We start from the raw sequence: 17,422 nt of genomic DNA on the forward strand, positions 1-17,422 counted from the left end.
GAACAACCGTCATGTCCGAGACCTCTGCATCGTCCACCGCCATCACCGGTGCCGAAATCTTCGTCCGCAGTCTGCAGGCTGAAGGCGTCGATCTGGTATTCGGCTATCCCGGCGGCGCGGTCCTGCACATCTACGATGCGCTGTATCAGCAGAGCGAGGTCTCGCACGTACTGGTCCGTCACGAGCAGGGCGCGGTGCATGCCGCCGAGGGCTATGCCAAGTCCTCCGACCGGCCCGGCGTGGCCCTGGTGACCTCCGGCCCGGGCGCGACCAACGCGATCACCGGCATTGCCGACGCCTACATGGATTCGGTGCCGCTGGTGGTGTTCACCGGCCAGGTGCCGACCAGCATGATCGGCAACGACGCCTTCCAGGAAGTGGACACCGTGGGCATCACGCGCCCCTGCGTGAAGCACAACTTCCTGGTCAAGGACGTGAAGGATCTGGCGACCACCATCAAGAAGGCCTTCTACATCGCCACCACCGGCCGGCCCGGTCCGGTGGTGGTGGACATCCCCAAGGATGTCACCGCCGACAGCTGCGAGTTCGAGTACCCCGAGAGCATCCACATGCGCTCCTACAACCCGAAGACCCGCGGCCACACCGGTCAGATCCGGCGCGCGGTCGAGCTGATCCTGTCGGCAAAGCAGCCGATGATTTACACCGGCGGCGGGGTGGTGCTGGGGCACGGCTCCGAGGCGCTGACGGAATTCACCCGCAAGCTGGGCTACCCCATCACCAACACCTTGATGGGCCTGGGCGCCTATCCGGCCTCGGACGATCAGTTCCTGGGCATGCTGGGCATGCACGGGACCTATGAGGCCAACATGGCCATGCACCATGCGGACGTGCTGATCGCGATCGGCGCGCGTTTCGACGACCGCGTGACGGGCAACATCGAGAAGTTCTGCCCCCATGCGAAGATCGTCCACGTGGACGTCGACCCGGCCTCCATCTCCAAGAACGTGAAGGTGGACGTGCCCATCGTCGGCGAGGTGGAGCCGGTGCTGCGCGAGCTGATCCGCGCGCTGGAGGAAAACGGCGGCCAGCCGGACGCCGATGCGCTGAAGGCCTGGTGGGACCAGATTCGCGAATGGCGCGGCCAGGACTGCCTCAAGTACGATCGCGATTCCGAGCTGATCAAGCCGCAGTACGTGGTGCAGAAGTTCTGGGAGCTGACCGGCGGCGACGCCTTCGTGACCTCCGACGTGGGCCAGCACCAGATGTGGGCGGCGCAGTTCTACGGTTTCGACAAGCCCAACCGCTGGATCAACTCCGGCGGCCTGGGAACCATGGGCGTGGGACTGCCGTTCGCGATGGGCGTGCAGTTCGCGCATCCGGACGCCACGGTGGGCTGCATTACTGGCGAGGCCAGCATCCAGATGTGCATGCAGGAGCTGTCCACCTGCTATCAGTACCAGCTGCCGCTGAAGATCCTGAACCTGAACAACCGCTATCTCGGGATGGTGCGGCAGTGGCAGGAGTTCTTCTATCAGGGCCGTTATGCGATGTCCTACATGGATGCGCTGCCCGACTTCGTGAAGCTGGCGGAGGCCTATGGTCACGTCGGCATGCGGATCGACAAGCCGGCCGACGTGGAAGGCGCGCTGAAGGAGGCCCTGGCACAGAAGGACCGCCTGGTGTTCCTGGACTTCATCACCGATCAGTCCGAGAACGTCTATCCGATGATTCCGGCCGGTGCCGGTCAGAACGAAATGATCCTGGTCTGACAGGGAAGGATTCCGTATGCGTCACATCATCAGTGTCCTGCTGGAGAACGAATCCGGCGCCCTGTCCCGGGTCGCGGGGCTGTTCTCCGCGCGCGGCTACAACATCGAATCGCTGACCGTCGCGCCCACCGACGATCCCACGCTGGCGCGCATGACCATCGTCACCAGCGGATCCGAGGAGATCGTCGAGCAGATTACCAAGCAGCTGAACAAGCTGATCGACGTCATCAAGCTGCTCGATCTGACCTCCTATCCTCACATCGAGCGCGAGATGGCGATGATCAAGGTCAGCGTGGACGAACCCGGCGATCGCGAGGAGGTGAAGCGCCTCGCCGACATCTTCCGCGGCCGCATCATCGACGTCACGCGCAAGACCTACGTCATCGAGATCACCGGAGAGGGCTCCAAGCTGGACGCCTTCCTCGAGGCCCTGGAGCCCTTCCCCGTGCAGGAAGTGGTGCGCTCCGGGGTCATGGGCATCGCGCGCGGGGACGTCGCGCTCCAGATCTGAACACCTTTCACTGATTGCCAAGGAAACCGCAATGAAGCTCTACTACGACAAAGACGCCGATCTCTCCATCATTCAGGGCATGAAGGTGGCCATCATTGGCTACGGCTCGCAGGGGCATGCCCATGCGAACAACCTGAAGGATTCCGGCGTGGACGTCACCGTCGGCCTGCGTGCCGGTTCCGGTTCGCGTGCCAAGGCCGAGGAAGCCGGCCTCAAGGTGGCCGACGTCTCCGACGCGGTGGCCGCCGCCGATCTGGTCATGGTGCTGGCCCCCGACGAATACCAGGCGAAGCTCTACAGCGAGGAGATCAAGCCCAACCTCAAGCAGGGCGGGACCCTGGCGTTCGCCCATGGCTTCACCATCCATTACAACCAGATCGAGCCGCGCGGCGACCTCGACGTGATCATGATCGCGCCCAAGGCGCCGGGTCACACCGTGCGCTCGGAATTTGCCCGTGGCGGCGGCATCCCCGACCTGATCGCCATCGAGCAGGACGCCTCCGGCAAGGCGCGTGACATCGCGCTGTCCTATGCCTCGGCGATCGGCGGCGGCCGCACCGGCATCATCGAGACCAGCTTCCAGGACGAGACCGAGACCGACCTGTTCGGCGAGCAGGCGGTGCTCTGCGGCGGCGCGGTGGAGCTGGTCAAGGCCGGCTTCGAGACCCTGACCGAGGCGGGCTACGCCCCGGAGATGGCCTACTTCGAGTGCCTGCACGAGCTCAAGCTGATCGTCGATCTGATGTACGAGGGCGGCATCGCCAACATGAACTACTCGATCTCCAACAACGCGGAGTACGGCGAGTACGTGACCGGCCCGAAGGTCATCAACGAGCAATCCCGTGCGGCCATGCGCGAGGCCCTGCACAACATCCAGACCGGCGAGTACGCCAAGCGCTTCATCCAGGAAGGGGACACCAACTATCCCTCCATGACCGCGAATCGCCGCCGCAACGCTGCCCACGAGATCGAGCAGGTGGGCGAGCGGCTGCGTGCGATGATGCCCTGGATCCAGGCCAACCAGCTGGTCGACAAGTCGCGCAACTGATCCGCGGCACCACCGGCCCCGGGTGCGGGCCGCGGAGGGGACATGCTGTTTCCGGTAGCGAAGGAAGGCCGCCTGTTCGTCATCGTCACCGCCTGGATGGCGGTGATTACGCTGCTGTCCGGGCTGGCGGATCTGGGTCTGTTCCTGGTCATCCTGATGCTGGCCCTGATGGCCCTGTTCCGCGACCTGCGGCGCCGGGCGCCGGCCCAGGCCCTCGGCCTGGTGGCCCCGGTCGACGGCGTGGTGGAATCGGTGGAGACCACCACCGACCCGTTCACCGGGCGCGAGGCCGAGCGCATCCGCATGCGCCAGCGCTATCTCGGCGAATACAATATCCATGCCCCGCAGGAGGTCGAGGTGCGCGAGCGCGTCTGGCCGGGGCAGGAATCGGATCGCGAGCCCGACCTGCAGCTCGCCGGTCGGCTTGCGTTCGCCCTGGCCACCGACGAGGATGACCGCATGACCCTGGCTCTCAGCGTGACGCACTGGCCGCGTTTCATCCGCATGGTGGAGGTGCTGCCCGGCAATCGGCTGGGGCGCGGCAAGCGCATCGGCTTTGCCGGCTTCGGCGGGCGTGCGGAGCTGTGGCTTCCGCGGGGATCGCACGTGATGGTGCGGCCGGGGCAGGTCGTGCTGGCGGGGACCACCCTGCTGGGCGGGCTCCCGCCGCGCGAGCCGGGCGATCAGGGCGGCGCCGTGGAGCTGGCCGAATGAATCCCGACGAAGACCCCGACATCATCCGTGGCGAGGACGAGCTGGACGACGATCGCCCGCGGTCGCGGCGGCGGCGCGGGGTGTTCCTTCTGCCCAACCTGTTCACTACCGGGGTCCTGTTCTCCGGATTCCTGGCGATCGTCTCCGCGATCGACGGGGAGTTCATTACCGCGGCCATCGCGGTCTTCGTGGCCATGGTGCTGGATACCCTGGACGGCCGCGTCGCGCGCATGACCGATACCCAGAGCGAGTTCGGCGCGCAGTTCGATTCGCTCTCGGATCTGGTCTCCTTCGGTCTGGCCCCGGCGCTGGTGGTGTACCTGTGGCAGCTGCAGGACCTGGGCAACTTCGGCTGGGTGGCCGCGTTCTTCTTTGCCACGGCGGCGGCGCTGCGCCTCGCGCGTTTCAACAGTCGCCTGGCGGTGACCGACAAGCGCTTCTTCCAGGGGTTGCCCAGTCCCGCCAGTGCGGCGCTGCTGGTGGGGACCGTCTGGGTGGTCGAGGACCTCGGCATGGCCGCGGAGCTGGGGGACACCGGGGCGGTGGCGGTGCTGATCATCACCGTGCTCGCCGGGGCGGCAATGGTCAGTAACCTGACCTATTTCAGTTTCAAGGACATGGACTTCCGCCACCGGGTCCCGTTCCTGGCCATGCTGGGAGTGGTCGGGGCGCTGATGCTGGCGGCCCTGGATCCGCCCAAGATGCTGCTGGCCGGGTTCGTGGTGTACGCGCTGTCCGGGCCGCTGCTGACGCTGGTGCGCTGGCAGCGCCATCGGCGCCGCGGCCGTGCCCCGCAAGCCTGAGCGGGGAGGCGGGCGTGGAACTCTCGCGGCGCAAGCGGCGCATCCTCGCCGACATGGGCATCCCGTTGTGGCGGGCGCGCCCGTCGGCGGATACCGGCGCCGCGCCGGAAGCGTCTCCGGAGCCACCACCTGAACCGGTGGCCGGCCTCACCGTGGAGCAGGAACCACGGGAGTCGTCCGTCCCGGCCACGGGCATCGACTGGCAGGCCCTGCGTGACGAAGTCGCGGGCTGCACTGCCTGCAGCGAGCTCGCGGCCAGCCGGCGGCAGACGGTCTTCGGGGTGGGCGATACTGGCGCCCGCTGGCTGTTCGTCGGCGAGGCCCCGGGTGCCGAGGAGGACCGTCGCGGCGAGCCCTTCGTCGGGCGGGCCGGGCAGCTGCTGGACAACATGCTGGCGGCGCTGGGACTGGATCGCGAGCACGATGTGTTCATCGCCAATATCCTGAAGTGCCGGCCGCCCGACAATCGGGATCCGAAGCCGGAGGAGGCACGGGCCTGCCGCGGATTCCTGGATCGCCAGATCGAGGCGATCGCCCCGGAGGTCATCGTGGCGCTGGGGCGGGTCCCGGCGCACCAGCTGCTGGAGACCGAGACCGCGGTGGGGCGCCTGCGCGGGCGCGTCCACGAGTATCGCGGCATTCCGCTGGTTGTGACCTGGCACCCGGCCTATCTGTTGCGTTCGCCGCGGGAAAAGGCGCGGGCCTGGGAGGACCTGCAGCGGGCGCGTGCGTGCCTGCCGTCCGCGGCCACCGACTGAACCACCGGCTCCATCCGGGGGGGCGACTCCTGCACGAGGGAAGATGACCGATGAGTGCCGAAGCCCGAACCCGACCTGAACTGCGGCGCATGCAGCTGGCCGACATCGATCGCGTGATGGTGATCGAGCGCCAGGCGTATGACTATCCCTGGACCGCGCGGATCTTTCAGGACTGCCTGAAGGTCGGTTACGACGGCTGGGTCCTCTCCGTGGATGGCCGCCAGGTGGGGCATGCGATCCTGACCGTGGCCGCCGGCGAGGCGCATCTGCTGAACCTGACGGTGGATCCGCGCTGGCAGGGCTACGGGCTGGGGCGTTTCATGTTGCGCCGTCTGCTGGGCTACGCATGCGGCGAGAGGGCCGAGGCGCTGTTCCTGGAAGTGCGCCCGTCCAATGCCGCGGCCGTGCAGCTCTACCGGTCGGAGGGCTTCGAGCACATCGGCACCCGACCGCGTTACTACCCGCTTCCCAGCGGCCGCGAGGATGCCTGGGTCCTGCGCCGCAGCTGCGAGGAACCGGCGGGGGCCTAGGGAAACGCTGATCAATGTGCGCAAAAATGCATCGCCGGTTTTGCGGTTCCCCCAGCATGTGTCTATTCTCAGGGTCTTACGACTGACTCCGTATCGAGGCCGTGATGAAAAAGTCCCTTCTTGCCCTGGCCGCGGCCCTGCCGCTCGTGTTCACCGCCGGCCCCGCAGCGGCCACCGAATTCGGTTACGACGAAGCCGAACGTCAGCAGGAACTGCTGGGCGTCTGGTTCGGCATCCGTGAACGCAATGCGCAACGCGGCGACCGTGACGCGCAGTTCGACGTGGGCATGGCCCATTACACCGCGCGTGGCACCGAACAGGACGACGCGGCGGCGGCCGAATGGTTCGCGCGGGCCGCCGAGCAGGGGCATGCGCGCGCGCACTACTTCCTCGGCTACCTCCATGCCACCGGACGCGGGGTTCCCGTGGACGCGGAGAAAAGCGGCGAACACTACCGTCGCGCGGCGGAACTGGGCGACATGGATGCCCAGTATCACCTCGGGCGCGACCTGCTGGCGGATGAATCGGCCGATCCGGCCGAAGCCGCGGAATGGATCGAACGCGCCGCCGGTCAGGGGCTGGCCTCCGCCCAGTATCACTGGGGCTACCTGCTGGAGACCGGGCGCGGGGTCGAGCGTTCGGTGGACGACGCCGTCGAGTGGTACGTGCTCGCGGCGGAGCAGGGCAACGACCAGGCCCAGCGCGGGCTCGGGCGCCTGCACATGGCCGGCCGCGGCGTGAATCGTGACCGGATCCAGGCCTGGGTCTGGTACAGCCTCGGCGACGACGCCGAGCACGTGGAACGCCTGGAGTCCCGCATGAGCGAGGCCGAACTGGCGGCAGCGCGCGAGAGCCTCGCCGAGCAGCGCACGGCCATGCGCACCGAAGCCGCCGTACGCTGAACCGCTTCCGCGGCGGGCGAGGCCTCGCCCCTGTCCGGTCGCCCAAAGCGGGGGGCGGAATACGTTAGAATGCCGGGCTTTCTCCCCGTACGGGACCCGACCGATGTCCTTTGTCGACGAGACCGCCCGCCGCCGGACCTTTGCGATCATCTCGCATCCGGACGCGGGCAAGACCACCATGACCGAAAAGCTCCTGCTGTACGGCGGCGCGATCCAGCTCGCCGGTACGGTCAAGGGGCGCAAGTCCGCGCGCCACGCCACCTCCGACTGGATGGCGATGGAGCAGTCGCGCGGGATCTCGGTCACCTCCTCGGTGATGCAGTACCCCTACAAGGGGCGCATGGTGAACCTGCTGGATACCCCGGGGCATGCGGACTTTTCCGAGGATACCTACCGCACGCTGACCGCCGTGGATTCCGCGCTGATGGTCATCGACGCGGCCAAGGGCGTGGAGGACCGCACCATCAAGCTGATGGAGGTCTGCCGCCTGCGCGACACCCCGATCATGACCTTCGTCAACAAGATGGACCGCGAGGGGCGCGAGCCGATCGAACTGCTGGACGAGGTCGAGGAGGTGTTGAAGATCCAGTGCGCCCCCGTCACCTGGCCGATCGGCAGCGGCAAGCGTTTCCGCGGCGTCTATCACATTCGCCGCGATGCGGTGCACTTGTACGACCCGGAGCAGGGCGGCAAGAAGTCCACCGGCGAGATCATCGAGGGCCTCGACAACCCGCGCCTCGACGAGGTCCTGGGGACCCAGGCCGAAGAGCTGCGCGAGGAACTGGAGCTGGTGCAGGGCGCCTCGCACGAGTTCGACCCGGACGCCTATCTGCGCGGTGAGCAGACCCCGGTATTCTTCGGCTCGGCGATCAACAACTTCGGCATCGAGGAGCTGCTGGACGACTTTGTCGAGTACGCCCCGGGGCCGCTGCCGCGTCCGACGTATTCGCGCAGGGTGGAACCCACCGAGGAGAAGTTCACCGGGTTCGTGTTCAAGATTCAGGCGAACATGGATCCCAATCACCGCGACCGCATCGCGTTCATGCGCATCTGTTCCGGCACCTTCGACAAGGGCGCGAAGCTGCGTCACGTGCGCATCGGGCGCGACGTGAAGGTTCCGGACGCGCTGACCTTCCTGGCCTCCGATCGCGAACACGTGGAGACCGCCTATCCCGGCGACATCATCGGCATCCACAACCACGGGACCATCCGCATCGGCGACACCTTTACCCAGGGCGAGGATCTGACGTTCAAGGGCATCCCCAACTTCGCGCCCGAGCTGTTCCGCCGTGCGCAGCTGAAGGATCCGCTGAAGATGAAGCAGCTGACCAAGGGGCTGCAGGAGCTGTGCGAGGAGGGCGCGACCCAGCTCTACCGCCCGCTGACGAACAACGACCTGATCCTGGGGGCGGTGGGGGTGCTGCAGTTCGACGTGGTCGCCGAACGCCTGCGCACCGAGTACAAGGTGGAGGCGCAGTTCGAGAACGTGAACGTGCAGACCGCGCGCTGGGTGGAAAGCGACGATCCGAAGAAACTGGCGGAGTTCAAGGAAAAGGCGGCGAACAACCTCGCCCTGGACCACGCCGGAGATCTGGTCTATATCGCTCCGACACGGGTCAATCTGCAGATGGCCGAGGAAAAATGGCCGGAGATCCGGTTCCTCGCCACCCGCGAGCACGGACAGCCGGGCGACTGACCCGCGCCGATCGCGGCGCGGCGCTGGAGGCAGCGATGATATTTCGACACCGGGCCGCACTGGCGGTCGTGATGGTTCTGGCCCTGGGGGGCTGCTCGCTGGAGACCGGGGAGCGCGGCGGCAACGGCTTCGAGCCGCGGCCGGGAACGGTCGAGGAGCTCGAGCCGTTCCATGCCTTCATCGACACCCGCCCGACCCCCGAGGAATTCCGGAGGGTCTATCCCGACGTGACGCTGGTGCTCCCGGGCGACATCGCCACGCACGAATACCGTACTGACAACAGCCGCTTTTTCGCCGAACTCGACGATGAAGGTCGTATCGTCGACGGCGAGTTCCGCTGAGCCTCCCGATGCTGAAGATCTCCGGTAATGTGAGCATCCCCGACGCGGAGATCGAGCTGACGCCCATCCGCGCGCAGGGTGCCGGCGGGCAGAACGTCAACAAGGTGGCCACCGCCATCCATCTCCGCTTCGACATCCATGCCTCCGCGAGCCTGCCCGAGGTCTATCGCGAACGCCTGCTGCGCCGGCGCGACCGGCGCATCACCCGTGACGGCGTGATCGTGATCAAGGCACAGCAGTACCGCACGCAGGAGGCCAATCGCGAGGATGCCCTGGAGCGCCTGGCCGAGCTGCTGCGCGAGGCCGGACAGCCGGTGAAGAAGCGGCGCCCGACGCGACCGCCCCGTGCTGCCAAACTGCGCCGACTGGACGCCAAGACCCGCCGCGGGCGCAGGAAGGCCCTGCGCGGCCGCGTCGACCCCGGCGACTGAGCTCGTCAGGGCAGCAGCGCTTCCAGGCTTTGCGCGGGCATGGCGCGGTGGAACAGGAAGCCCTGGAAACGTCTGCAGCCGCGCTGTCCGAGGAAGTCCTGCTGGGCGGGCGTCTCGACCCCTTCGGCCACGACCTCCAGCCCCATGGTGCGAGCAATGGCGAGGATGGTGGTCACGATCTCGGCGTCGCCCGGATCGTGTTCGAGGTCGCGCACGAAGGAGCGGTCGATCTTCAGTTCGGTCACCGGCAACCTCTTGAGATAACCGAGCGACGAGTAGCCGGTGCCGAAATCGTCCAGTGCGAGGCCGATGCCCAGCGCCCGCAGCTCCTGCAGGTTGGTCATTAACTGTTCGGATTCGTCGGCCATCACGCTTTCGGTGATCTCCACGACCAGGCGTTGCGCCGGGGCACCGGTTTCGTCCAGCAGCTGGCGCACCTCGTCGAGCAGCCGGGCATCGCGCAGGTGCGGAGCGGAGAGATTGACCGCGAGCTGCAGGGCCTCGGCGCCGGGGATGTTGCGCCAGCGGGCCAGGTGCTCGCAGGCCTGGCGCAGGGCCACCCGGCCGATCGCGAGGATCTGACCGCTCTGCTCTGCCACGGGGATGAATTCGGCGGGTGAAACCTCCCGGGGGTCGCCCGGGTTCCAGCGCATCAGGCCTTCGGCACCGATCAGGTGGCCGTCGGCGTCCACCTGCGGCTGCAGGTGAAGGAGCAGCTCATCGGCATCCAGTGCGTCCCGCAGGGCCCGTTCCAGTTCCGCCCGCCGCTGCAGCTGACGCTGCATCTCCGGGTCGTAGAAGCGCATTGTGTCGCGACCGTCATGCTTGGCCTGATACATCGCGAAATCCACCTGCTTGAGCAGTTCCTCGCTGGTGTCGCCGCCCTGCGGGAACACGGTGACGCCGATGCTGGCCTGGATGACATGCTGGATCCCGTCCAGTATCAGCGGCTCCCGAATATGGTCCAGCAATTTGGCGGCGAGCTTGCCGGAATCTGCGACCGCCTGATCCTGGTCGGGCTTGAGCTCTTCCAGCAGGACCACGAATTCGTCGCCACCGATGCGCGCCACCGTGTCCTGCGGGCGAACCTGCCCCTGCAGGCGCTGTGCGACCAGCGTCAGCAGCCGGTCGCCGACCGAATGGCCGCGAGTGTCGTTGAGGGTCTTGAAGTTGTCGAGGTCGATCAGCAGCAGGGCCGAGGGCTGCCCGGACTGTTCGGCGGCGCGGATGGCGTGGTCCAGGCGCTCGTGCAGCAGTCGGCGGTTGGCCAGGCCGGTCAGCGGATCGAGAAAGGCGAGGCGGGCGTCTTCTTCGACTTCCAGCATGCGCCGCAGCCGCTCCACCATATCCAGGGTGGCTCCCTGCAGGGTGGCGACTTCCTGCAGCCGCGAATCGCGGCGGATGCGGGTGGTGAACCGTCCCTGGCCCACGTCCTCGAGAGTGGCCACCGCCTCGCGCAGCGGTCGCAGGGCGCGCCCCAGCCAGAAGTACAGCGCCCAGCCGATCAGGAGGAGGGCGACGATTGCGCCGGCCCGGGTCGCCGTGTTGATGAAGCGCTGGGTCGTGACCGAATCGGTGATGTCGCGGATGACCACAACGTTGCCCGTGACTTCCTCGCGGCCGAACGGGGTCAGGGGGAGATGTACCGCGAGTTCATGGTGCCCGCCCGTGGTCGTCCGTCGGGTCGCGGCCCGGTTCAGCATGGGGCCGGGGTTGGGCAGGGCCGCTGCGGGTGCGGTGTGTTCCACCCGCCCCCCGGCGTCCAGCAGCGCCGCGCGGGTATCCGCCTTGCCCGCCAGGGTGTCGAGGGCGGACCCGCCCAGCGATTGTAGCGGCACGACTACGCCGACCAGCTGTCCCTGGTCGTACAGCGGGATGGTCAGGCCGGCGAAATAACGCCCCTCCGGAGTACGGTGCAGGCCCTGGTGGATGCGGCCGTCGTCCAGCGTGGCACGAGCCAGCGGACACTCGGTGGAATCCTCGAGAACGGAGTCAAAGCGGCGTTCGCCGTCGGCGTCATAAATGACCAGGCCGCTGGCGACGCCCGCGGCGGTCAGTCGGTTGTGCAGCGGGTCGGCATAGCCCGCCACCGGTTCGTCGCCGGCAAGCGCCTCGCGCAGCGCCCGGTTGCGGGTGACCGCGGTGGCTTCGCTGCGCAGCGCCTGCAGTTCGGCCTCCAGCACCTGTTGCCAGGCGGCTTCCTGGGTTTCCATGGCAAAGCGGTCGAGCCGCTGGTCCGCCTGCTGCAGGGCCAGATGGGCGCCGGTAGCCAGCGCGGCAGCCAGCAGGGCCAGGCCGGTGAAAACAGCCAGAGCAATCGCTGTTCGCAGCCGAATCACCCGCGCCTCCGCTCCGGACTCCATCTCATTCGAAGGGGTAGTTCCGGCGGCTCCACTCGGGGTAGCCACCGGGGAAGTAGTGGAGGTCGTCGAAGCCCCATTCCAGTGCGCGGCGGATGGCGGCCTCGGTGCGCCAGCAGTCGAATTCGTTGCAGTAGAGGACCACCGGCCGGTCCCGGCCTCCGGCGACTTCGAGCAGGGCCTCGCGGGTGAAGCGGTTCCGCGGGTCGTCGGCGTCGCGCATGATGGTCAGGTTGATGGCTCCGGGAATGCGGCCGGCGCGATAATCCGCGGCCAGCCGCACGTCCACGAACGGTACCCCTTCGCGAAACAGTCTCCAGGCGTCGTCCGCATCGATCCGGGTGGTGTCCGCGATGGATTCCGGGGCCCGGTAATCGTCATCGGCATCGGCGGTCGCAACCGTCAGGGCCAGCAGACACCAGAGCAGGAGGATCGGGGGGTTCATCGCCACCGCGGTTCACGAGTTTTGAGAAATGTATCACGAGTTGTCGGTGAATTCCGAGGCGTCACCGGCCTCGGACTGCTGGTGGTGCCACAGGCGCGCATACGTGCCGTTGCGGGCGAGAAGCTCGTGATGGTTGCCGGTTTCGGCCACCCGACCGTGCTCCAGGACCACGATGCGGTCGGCGTGCTTTACCGTGGACAGGCGGTGGGCGATCACCAGTGTCGTGCGGCGCGCGGAGACCTCGTCCAGCGCTTGCAGGATGCCCTTCTCGGTGTCCGAGTCCAGCGAGGAGGTGGCTTCGTCGAACACCAGGATGGGCGGGTCCTTCAGCAGCATGCGGGCGATCGCGATGCGCTGTTTCTCGCCGCCGGACACCTTCAGGCCGCGTTCGCCGACCACCGTGTCCAGGCCATCGGGCAGACGCGCGATGAACCCTTCCAGATGCGCCAGGCGCGCCACCCGCTCGATCGCCACGTCACTGGCGGACGGATCGCCGTAGGCGATGTTGTAACGGATGGTGTCGTTGAACAGCACGGTGTCCTGCGGAACCATGCCGATCGCCCGGCGCACGCTGGCCTGGGTCACGTCGCGCAGGTCCTGACCATCGATGGTGATGCGCCCGCCGGTAACGTCGTAGAAGCGGAACAGCAGGCGTGACAGGGTCGATTTGCCGGCCCCGCTGGGGCCCACCACTGCAATCCGTTTCCCGGCCGGCAGGTCGATGTTCACGTCCTCGAGGATCGGACGTTCCGGTTGGTAGTGGAAATCCACGTGCTCGAAGCGCACGTGCCCGGCGCCGACTTCCAGGTCCGGCGCATCCGGCCGGTCCTCGACCTGCACGGGCTTCTCCAGCAGCCCGAACAAGCGCTCGATGTTGGCCAGCGACTGACGGATCTCGCGATAGACGAAACCGAGGAAATTCAGCGGAATGAACAGCTGGATCATGTAGGCGTTGACCATCACCAGGTCGCCCAGCGACATCGAGCCGTCGGCCACCCGCGCGGCGGCGAGCAGCATCATCACCGTGATGGCTACCGCGATGATCAGGGCCTGCCCGGAGTTCAGCAGCACCAGCGACAGCACGTTCTTCGTGCGTGCCTGCTCCCAGGCCGCCAGTCCGCGGTCGTAGCGTTCGGCCTCGTAATCTTCGTTACCGAAGTACTTGACCGTTTCGTAGTTGAGCAGGCTGTCGATCGCCCGGGTATTGGATTCGTTGTCGCGCTGGTTGGCCTCGCGCACGAAGCGCGTGCGCCACTCGGTGATCCAGATGGAGAAGGCTGCGTAGACCGCCACCGCGATCAGCACGGTGAACATGAACACCGGCCCCACGGCGAACAGCAGGATGACGGCCACCAGCAGGATCTCGATCAGCGTCGGCAGGATGTTGAACACCATGAAGCGCAGCAGGAAGCTCATGCCGCTGGTGCCGCGCTCGATGTCGCGGGCCAGGCCGCCGGTCTCGCGTGCCAGATGGAACCCCAGCTCCAGCCGGTGCAGGTGCTGGAAGACCCGCAGCGAGGCGCGCCGCATCGCGCGCTCCGCCACGCGCACGAACACCGCGTCGCGCAGCTCGCCGAAGAAGGTCCCGCCGAAGCGCAGCAGCCCGTAGCCCAGCACCAGCGCCACAGGCACGGTCACCAGCGCCTCCGCCCCGGCGTCCTCGAAGTGCTCGACAATGTACTTCAGGGCCACCGGCACGGCCACGGTGGCCAGCTTGGCCAGGGCCATCAGGCCCAGCGCCAGGAACATCCGTCCGCGGAATTCGGACAGATACGGCAGCAGGCTGCGGATGATGCGCCAGTTGACCGCGTTGTCGGGGGCGTCGTGGACCGAAGAGCCGAAACCGCGCATGGAAAGTCACCCGGATGAAGGGAGCGCGTAGCCTACTATGCACACCGGGAAGCTGCCCGTTCTTGCGCCCGGCGCGGGGCCTGGGGCAGTCTGAACAGCTTCATGGCAACGCAGGTGGACCGTCCGGTGGAAGGGAATCAGACCGCAGCAACACCGGCGCAGGGAAGCGCCCCGGAAACCATCCTGCGCGAGACGTTTGGCTACCAGGCCTTTCGCGGACAGCAGCAGGCGGTGGTGGAGCATGTCGCCGGGGGCGGCGACGCCCTGGTGCTGATGCCCACCGGAGGGGGCAAGTCGCTCTGCTACCAGATCCCGGCACTGGCGCGGCGTGGCTGCGCCATCGTCATCTCGCCCCTGATCGCGCTGATGCAGGACCAGGTGCAGGCCCTGCGGCAGAACGGCGTGGCCGCGGCCGGGCTGGATTCGGGGCAGGACGAGGCCACCGCGCGCGGCGTGCTGGCGGCGCTGCATGCCGGGGAGCTGGATCTGCTTTATCTCTCTCCGGAACGGCTGTTCGCCCCCGGGATGCTGGATCGCCTGGAAGGGCTGGAGCTGGCGCTGTTCGCGATCGACGAGGCGCATTGCGTATCCCAGTGGGGGCACGATTTCCGTCCCGAGTACGGGCGCCTGGCGGTGCTGGCGGAGCGTTTCCCGTCGGTGCCGCGCATCGCCCTGACCGCCACCGCGGACGAACCCACGCGCGAGGAGATCCGCGAGCGCCTGCGCCTGGAGTCGGCGCGGATGTTTGTCAGTTCCTTCGATCGGCCCAACATCCGCTACCGGGTCGGGGCCGCCGACGGATCGTCCGGCCCGCCGCGCGAGCGCCTGCTGCGCTTCATCCGCGAGGAACACCCGGGCGAGGCGGGCATCGTTTACTGCCTGTCGCGGCGCAAGGTGGACGAAACCGCCGAATGGCTGGCGGCGCGCGGCGTGACCGCGCTTCCCTATCACGCCGGCTTGCCGGCGGCGACGCGCGCCGAGCACCAGCGTCGCTTCCTGCGCGAGGATGGCGTGGTGATGGTCGCGACCATTGCCTTCGGCATGGGCATCGACAAGCCGGACGTGCGCTTTGTCGCCCATCTGAGTCTTCCCAAGAGCCTGGAGGGCTACTACCAGGAGACCGGCCGTGCCGGACGCGACGGGCTGCCGGCCGATGCCTGGATGCTCTACGGGCTGCAGGACGTGGTCACGCTGCGGCAGATGCTGCAGGACTCGGATGCCGGCGAGGAGCGCCAGCGAATCGAGCAGCAGAAGCTGGAGGCGATGCTGGGGTTCAGCGAACTGACCACCTGCCGCCGTCAGGCCCTGCTCGCGTGGTTCGGCGAGACCCTGCCCGAGCCCTGCGGTTACTGCGACAACTGCCAGGACCCGCCGGCCACCTGGGATGCCACGGTGGCGGCGCAGAAGCTGCTTTCATGCATCTACCGCACCGGCGAGCGCTTCGGCGCCGGTCACGTGATTGCGGTCCTGCGCGGCAGCCGCAGCGAGCGGCTCACCCGCCTCGGCCACGACCGGCTGAGCACCTTCGGGATCGGGACCGAACTGGATGAGCGCCAGTGGCGCGGCATGGTGCGCCAGCTGCTGGCGCGCGGCCTGCTGCGTCTGGATCCCGAGGGTTACGGCGGGCTGCGGCTGGATCCCGCCTGCCGCGGCGTACTGCGTGGCGAGGAAGCCCTGCATCTGCGCCACGAGGCCGCCGCCGGGGGGCGTCCCGCGCCCGCCTCGCGCCGCGAGACGGCGCGTTCGGTCGCCGGTCTGGATGCGGAAGACCGGGCCTTGTGGGACACTCTGCGCAGGCTGCGTCAGAAACTCGCGGCGGACCAGGGCGTGCCGCCCTACGTGATCTTCAACGACGCCACCCTGCTGGAGATGGTGGCCGGCATGCCGCGTACCCCCGATGAGCTGCTGGGCATCTCCGGGGTCGGGCAGCACAAGCTGGATCGCTACGGCGAGGCCTTTCTGGCGGCGATCCGCGAACACCTGGGACTGGAAGTCCGGGAATAACGAGAACGAAGTTCGGGGAGAGTCGAGTGACCCGCATATCATTTCTGGAAGATTTCTACCGCTATCAGGACGGGCAGCTCGTGGTGACCCCGGAGCAGGGGAGCCGGTTTGCCAAGGCCGTGGCCGGGGACTTCAACCCCATCCATGACGCCGATTCGCGGCGGTTCTGCGTACCCGGTGATCTGCTTTTCGCCCTGGCGCTGGACGCCTGGGGCGCCAGTGCCTCGATGAACTTTCGCTTTACCGGCATGGTGGGTGGTAACGCCCCGGTATATTTCCCGGAGACGCCCGGCGAACAGGTGGCGATTACCGACGAAAACGGCAAGAGCGTGGTCGAGATCGAGCGTTCGGGAGCGGTGGTCGATGACCCGGCCGCGATCGAGTCGCTGATCCGCAGCTACGTGTCGTTCTCCGGGCAGAATTTTCCGCACGTGCTGGTGCCGCTGATGCGCGAGCATCAAGTGATGGTGAACCCCAAACGCCCGCTGGTGATGTACGAGCGCATGGGGTTCGAGCTGCCCGAACCGCTGGCGGCCGCGGACGCGCGGCCCGAACCGCGCCTGAAGGACGCGGTCATGACGGTCAATGGCAAGCGCGGCGAGATCCGGCTCGACTACGAACTGGTGACCGACGGTGCGGTGGTCGCCCGTGGCAGCAAGCACCTGGTCCTGAGTGGCCTGCGGCCGTTCGACGAGGCCGATGTCGAGCAGCTGGTCGCGGACTACGAGGGCTGGAAGGCGGCCTGGGCGCAGTCGGGGTCGGCGACCGCCTGAGAATCCGGGCGGCCGCCGGTGCCGCCTCAGGCGCGCACCGCCTCCGCGAACTGCTCTTCTTCCATCTCCCGGATCTTCCTCTCCAGCGCGTCGAGGTGGTGCACCACGCTGCGCGAGGCCTCCTCCAGTGCCTCCATGTGCATCCGGATCAGCGGTTCGTTCCGCTCGTGCTGGCGCCGGGCGAAACCCAGCAGTTTCGAAAACATCGAGGCGTTCTCTTCCTCGGTGACCAGCTTGAAGATCTCGGCGTACGCCTGATGCAGGTGGCGGTGGGCCTCGTCGATCGATTCGAACTCGGGAAAATCGTTGAGCGCCTGCCCGTCACTGAAATACCACTGCCCGAATGGGCAGTCGGTGTGCAGCACGGGGATCTGATCCTTTTCCACCGGTACGCCCTGGGTGAGAAGTTCGGCGCGGCCGACCCAGGCGAGGTGGGCACGTTTGGCCTGGTGCAGACGGTCCAGGACTTCCTGCTTTTCCATGTCGTTGTCCTCGTCAATGAGCACGATTCCGGGCGAAGGCCGG

At 67.3% G+C, this 17,422-nt stretch carries 17 protein-coding genes; 13 read left to right on the top strand and 4 right to left on the bottom strand.

The window, feature by feature from the left end; all coding sequences use genetic code 11:
• Positions 1 to 11 precede the first annotated feature (11 nt).
• From ilvB to arfB, 11 genes are all read left to right on the top strand, one after another.
• Entirely contained in the window at positions 12 to 1,730 is a 1,719-nt protein-coding gene (gene ilvB / locus D893_RS00745; RefSeq protein WP_110618915.1) for a biosynthetic-type acetolactate synthase large subunit, read from the top strand.
• A gap of 16 nt (positions 1,731 to 1,746) precedes the next feature.
• Complete coding sequence (gene ilvN, locus D893_RS00750) at positions 1,747 to 2,241, top strand: acetolactate synthase small subunit (RefSeq protein WP_018946895.1); 495 nt, start codon at positions 1,747 to 1,749, stop codon at positions 2,239 to 2,241.
• A 31-nt stretch (positions 2,242 to 2,272) separates the two neighbouring features.
• Positions 2,273 to 3,289, top strand: a complete 1,017-nt coding sequence (gene ilvC, locus D893_RS00755; RefSeq protein WP_018946896.1) for a ketol-acid reductoisomerase — start codon at positions 2,273 to 2,275, stop codon at positions 3,287 to 3,289.
• 42 nt (positions 3,290 to 3,331) lie between these two features.
• Positions 3,332 to 4,003, top strand: coding sequence for a phosphatidylserine decarboxylase (locus tag D893_RS00760; RefSeq protein WP_024328753.1), 672 nt, complete (start codon positions 3,332 to 3,334; stop codon positions 4,001 to 4,003).
• Complete coding sequence (gene pssA / locus D893_RS00765; protein WP_018946898.1) at positions 4,000 to 4,806, top strand: CDP-diacylglycerol--serine O-phosphatidyltransferase; 807 nt, start codon at positions 4,000 to 4,002, stop codon at positions 4,804 to 4,806. Before D893_RS00760 ends, pssA begins: the two co-directional genes overlap by 4 nt.
• A 14-nt stretch (positions 4,807 to 4,820) precedes the next feature.
• The gene (locus D893_RS00770) at positions 4,821 to 5,564 is read left to right on the top strand and encodes a uracil-DNA glycosylase (RefSeq protein ID WP_110618917.1); all 744 of its coding nucleotides are present in this window, start codon (positions 4,821 to 4,823) and stop codon (positions 5,562 to 5,564) included.
• A gap of 50 nt (positions 5,565 to 5,614) precedes the next feature.
• On the top strand, positions 5,615 to 6,094 hold the full coding sequence (rimI, locus tag D893_RS00775) for a ribosomal protein S18-alanine N-acetyltransferase (protein ID WP_024328755.1): 480 nt from the start codon (positions 5,615 to 5,617) through the stop codon (positions 6,092 to 6,094).
• Positions 6,095 to 6,198: 104 nt separating this feature from the next.
• A complete protein-coding gene (locus tag D893_RS00780) occupies positions 6,199 to 6,996 on the top strand; it encodes a tetratricopeptide repeat protein (RefSeq protein WP_024328756.1) in 798 nt (265 codons plus the stop codon).
• A gap of 103 nt (positions 6,997 to 7,099) precedes the next feature.
• On the top strand, positions 7,100 to 8,692 hold the full coding sequence (locus tag D893_RS00785) for a peptide chain release factor 3 (RefSeq protein WP_018946902.1): 1,593 nt from the start codon (positions 7,100 to 7,102) through the stop codon (positions 8,690 to 8,692).
• 35 nt (positions 8,693 to 8,727) lie between these two features.
• A complete protein-coding gene (locus tag D893_RS00790; RefSeq protein ID WP_110618919.1) occupies positions 8,728 to 9,033 on the top strand; it encodes a hypothetical protein in 306 nt (101 codons plus the stop codon).
• Between the two features lie 8 nt (positions 9,034 to 9,041).
• Positions 9,042 to 9,464, top strand: a complete 423-nt coding sequence (gene arfB / locus D893_RS00795; protein WP_018946904.1) for an alternative ribosome rescue aminoacyl-tRNA hydrolase ArfB — start codon at positions 9,042 to 9,044, stop codon at positions 9,462 to 9,464.
• A 5-nt stretch (positions 9,465 to 9,469) separates the two neighbouring features.
• On the opposite strand, the gene D893_RS00800 is transcribed toward arfB, so the two are convergent.
• The 3 genes from D893_RS00800 to D893_RS00810 are packed head-to-tail and all read right to left on the bottom strand — an operon-like array spanning position 9,470 to position 14,120.
• Positions 9,470 to 11,827 (bottom strand): EAL domain-containing protein, encoded by a 2,358-nt coding sequence (locus tag D893_RS00800; protein WP_210434071.1) that lies wholly within the window; start codon positions 11,825 to 11,827, stop codon positions 9,470 to 9,472.
• A gap of 1 nt (position 11,828) precedes the next feature.
• The gene (locus D893_RS00805) at positions 11,829 to 12,269 is read right to left on the bottom strand and encodes a rhodanese-like domain-containing protein (protein WP_110618921.1); all 441 of its coding nucleotides are present in this window, start codon (positions 12,267 to 12,269) and stop codon (positions 11,829 to 11,831) included.
• A gap of 33 nt (positions 12,270 to 12,302) precedes the next feature.
• Entirely contained in the window at positions 12,303 to 14,120 is a 1,818-nt protein-coding gene (locus tag D893_RS00810) for an ABC transporter ATP-binding protein/permease (RefSeq protein ID WP_110618923.1), read from the bottom strand.
• A gap of 126 nt (positions 14,121 to 14,246) precedes the next feature.
• On the opposite strand from D893_RS00810, the gene recQ reads away from it, so the two are divergent.
• The gene (gene recQ, locus D893_RS00815; RefSeq protein WP_024328760.1) at positions 14,247 to 16,124 is read left to right on the top strand and encodes a DNA helicase RecQ; all 1,878 of its coding nucleotides are present in this window, start codon (positions 14,247 to 14,249) and stop codon (positions 16,122 to 16,124) included.
• Positions 16,125 to 16,150: 26 nt separating this feature from the next.
• On the top strand, positions 16,151 to 16,897 hold the full coding sequence (locus D893_RS00820; RefSeq protein ID WP_018946909.1) for a DUF3581 family protein: 747 nt from the start codon (positions 16,151 to 16,153) through the stop codon (positions 16,895 to 16,897).
• A 26-nt stretch (positions 16,898 to 16,923) separates the two neighbouring features.
• Here D893_RS00820 and D893_RS00825 read toward each other — a convergent pair whose 3' ends face one another.
• Positions 16,924 to 17,379 (bottom strand): CZB domain-containing protein, encoded by a 456-nt coding sequence (locus tag D893_RS00825; protein WP_029681198.1) that lies wholly within the window; start codon positions 17,377 to 17,379, stop codon positions 16,924 to 16,926.
• Positions 17,380 to 17,422 lie beyond the last annotated feature (43 nt).

The organism is Thioalkalivibrio sp. ALE21 (assembly GCF_003208255.1).
Taxonomy (GTDB): Bacteria; Pseudomonadota; Gammaproteobacteria; order Ectothiorhodospirales; family Ectothiorhodospiraceae; genus Thioalkalivibrio; species Thioalkalivibrio halophilus.

Excerpts from the sequence above, each read along its gene's own strand:
- pssA (WP_018946898.1), top strand. The coding sequence starts at position 4,000 with ATGAATCCCGACGAAGACCCCGACATCATCCGTGGCGAGGACGAGCTG.
- D893_RS00790 (WP_110618919.1), top strand. The coding sequence starts at position 8,728 with ATGATATTTCGACACCGGGCCGCACTGGCGGTCGTGATGGTTCTGGCC.
- D893_RS00780 (WP_024328756.1), top strand. The coding sequence starts at position 6,199 with ATGAAAAAGTCCCTTCTTGCCCTGGCCGCGGCCCTGCCGCTCGTGTTC.
- D893_RS00810 (WP_110618923.1), bottom strand. The coding sequence starts at position 14,120 with ATGCGCGGTTTCGGCTCTTCGGTCCACGACGCCCCCGACAACGCGGTC.
- D893_RS00800 (WP_210434071.1), bottom strand. The coding sequence starts at position 11,827 with ATGGAGTCCGGAGCGGAGGCGCGGGTGATTCGGCTGCGAACAGCGATT.
- D893_RS00785 (WP_018946902.1), top strand. The coding sequence starts at position 7,100 with ATGTCCTTTGTCGACGAGACCGCCCGCCGCCGGACCTTTGCGATCATC.
- ilvB (WP_110618915.1), top strand. The coding sequence starts at position 12 with ATGTCCGAGACCTCTGCATCGTCCACCGCCATCACCGGTGCCGAAATC.
- D893_RS00805 (WP_110618921.1), bottom strand. The coding sequence starts at position 12,269 with ATGAACCCCCCGATCCTCCTGCTCTGGTGTCTGCTGGCCCTGACGGTT.
- arfB (WP_018946904.1), top strand. The coding sequence starts at position 9,042 with ATGCTGAAGATCTCCGGTAATGTGAGCATCCCCGACGCGGAGATCGAG.
- D893_RS00760 (WP_024328753.1), top strand. The coding sequence starts at position 3,332 with ATGCTGTTTCCGGTAGCGAAGGAAGGCCGCCTGTTCGTCATCGTCACC.
- rimI (WP_024328755.1), top strand. The coding sequence starts at position 5,615 with ATGAGTGCCGAAGCCCGAACCCGACCTGAACTGCGGCGCATGCAGCTG.
- ilvN (WP_018946895.1), top strand. The coding sequence starts at position 1,747 with ATGCGTCACATCATCAGTGTCCTGCTGGAGAACGAATCCGGCGCCCTG.
- D893_RS00825 (WP_029681198.1), bottom strand. The coding sequence starts at position 17,379 with ATGGAAAAGCAGGAAGTCCTGGACCGTCTGCACCAGGCCAAACGTGCC.
- ilvC (WP_018946896.1), top strand. The coding sequence starts at position 2,273 with ATGAAGCTCTACTACGACAAAGACGCCGATCTCTCCATCATTCAGGGC.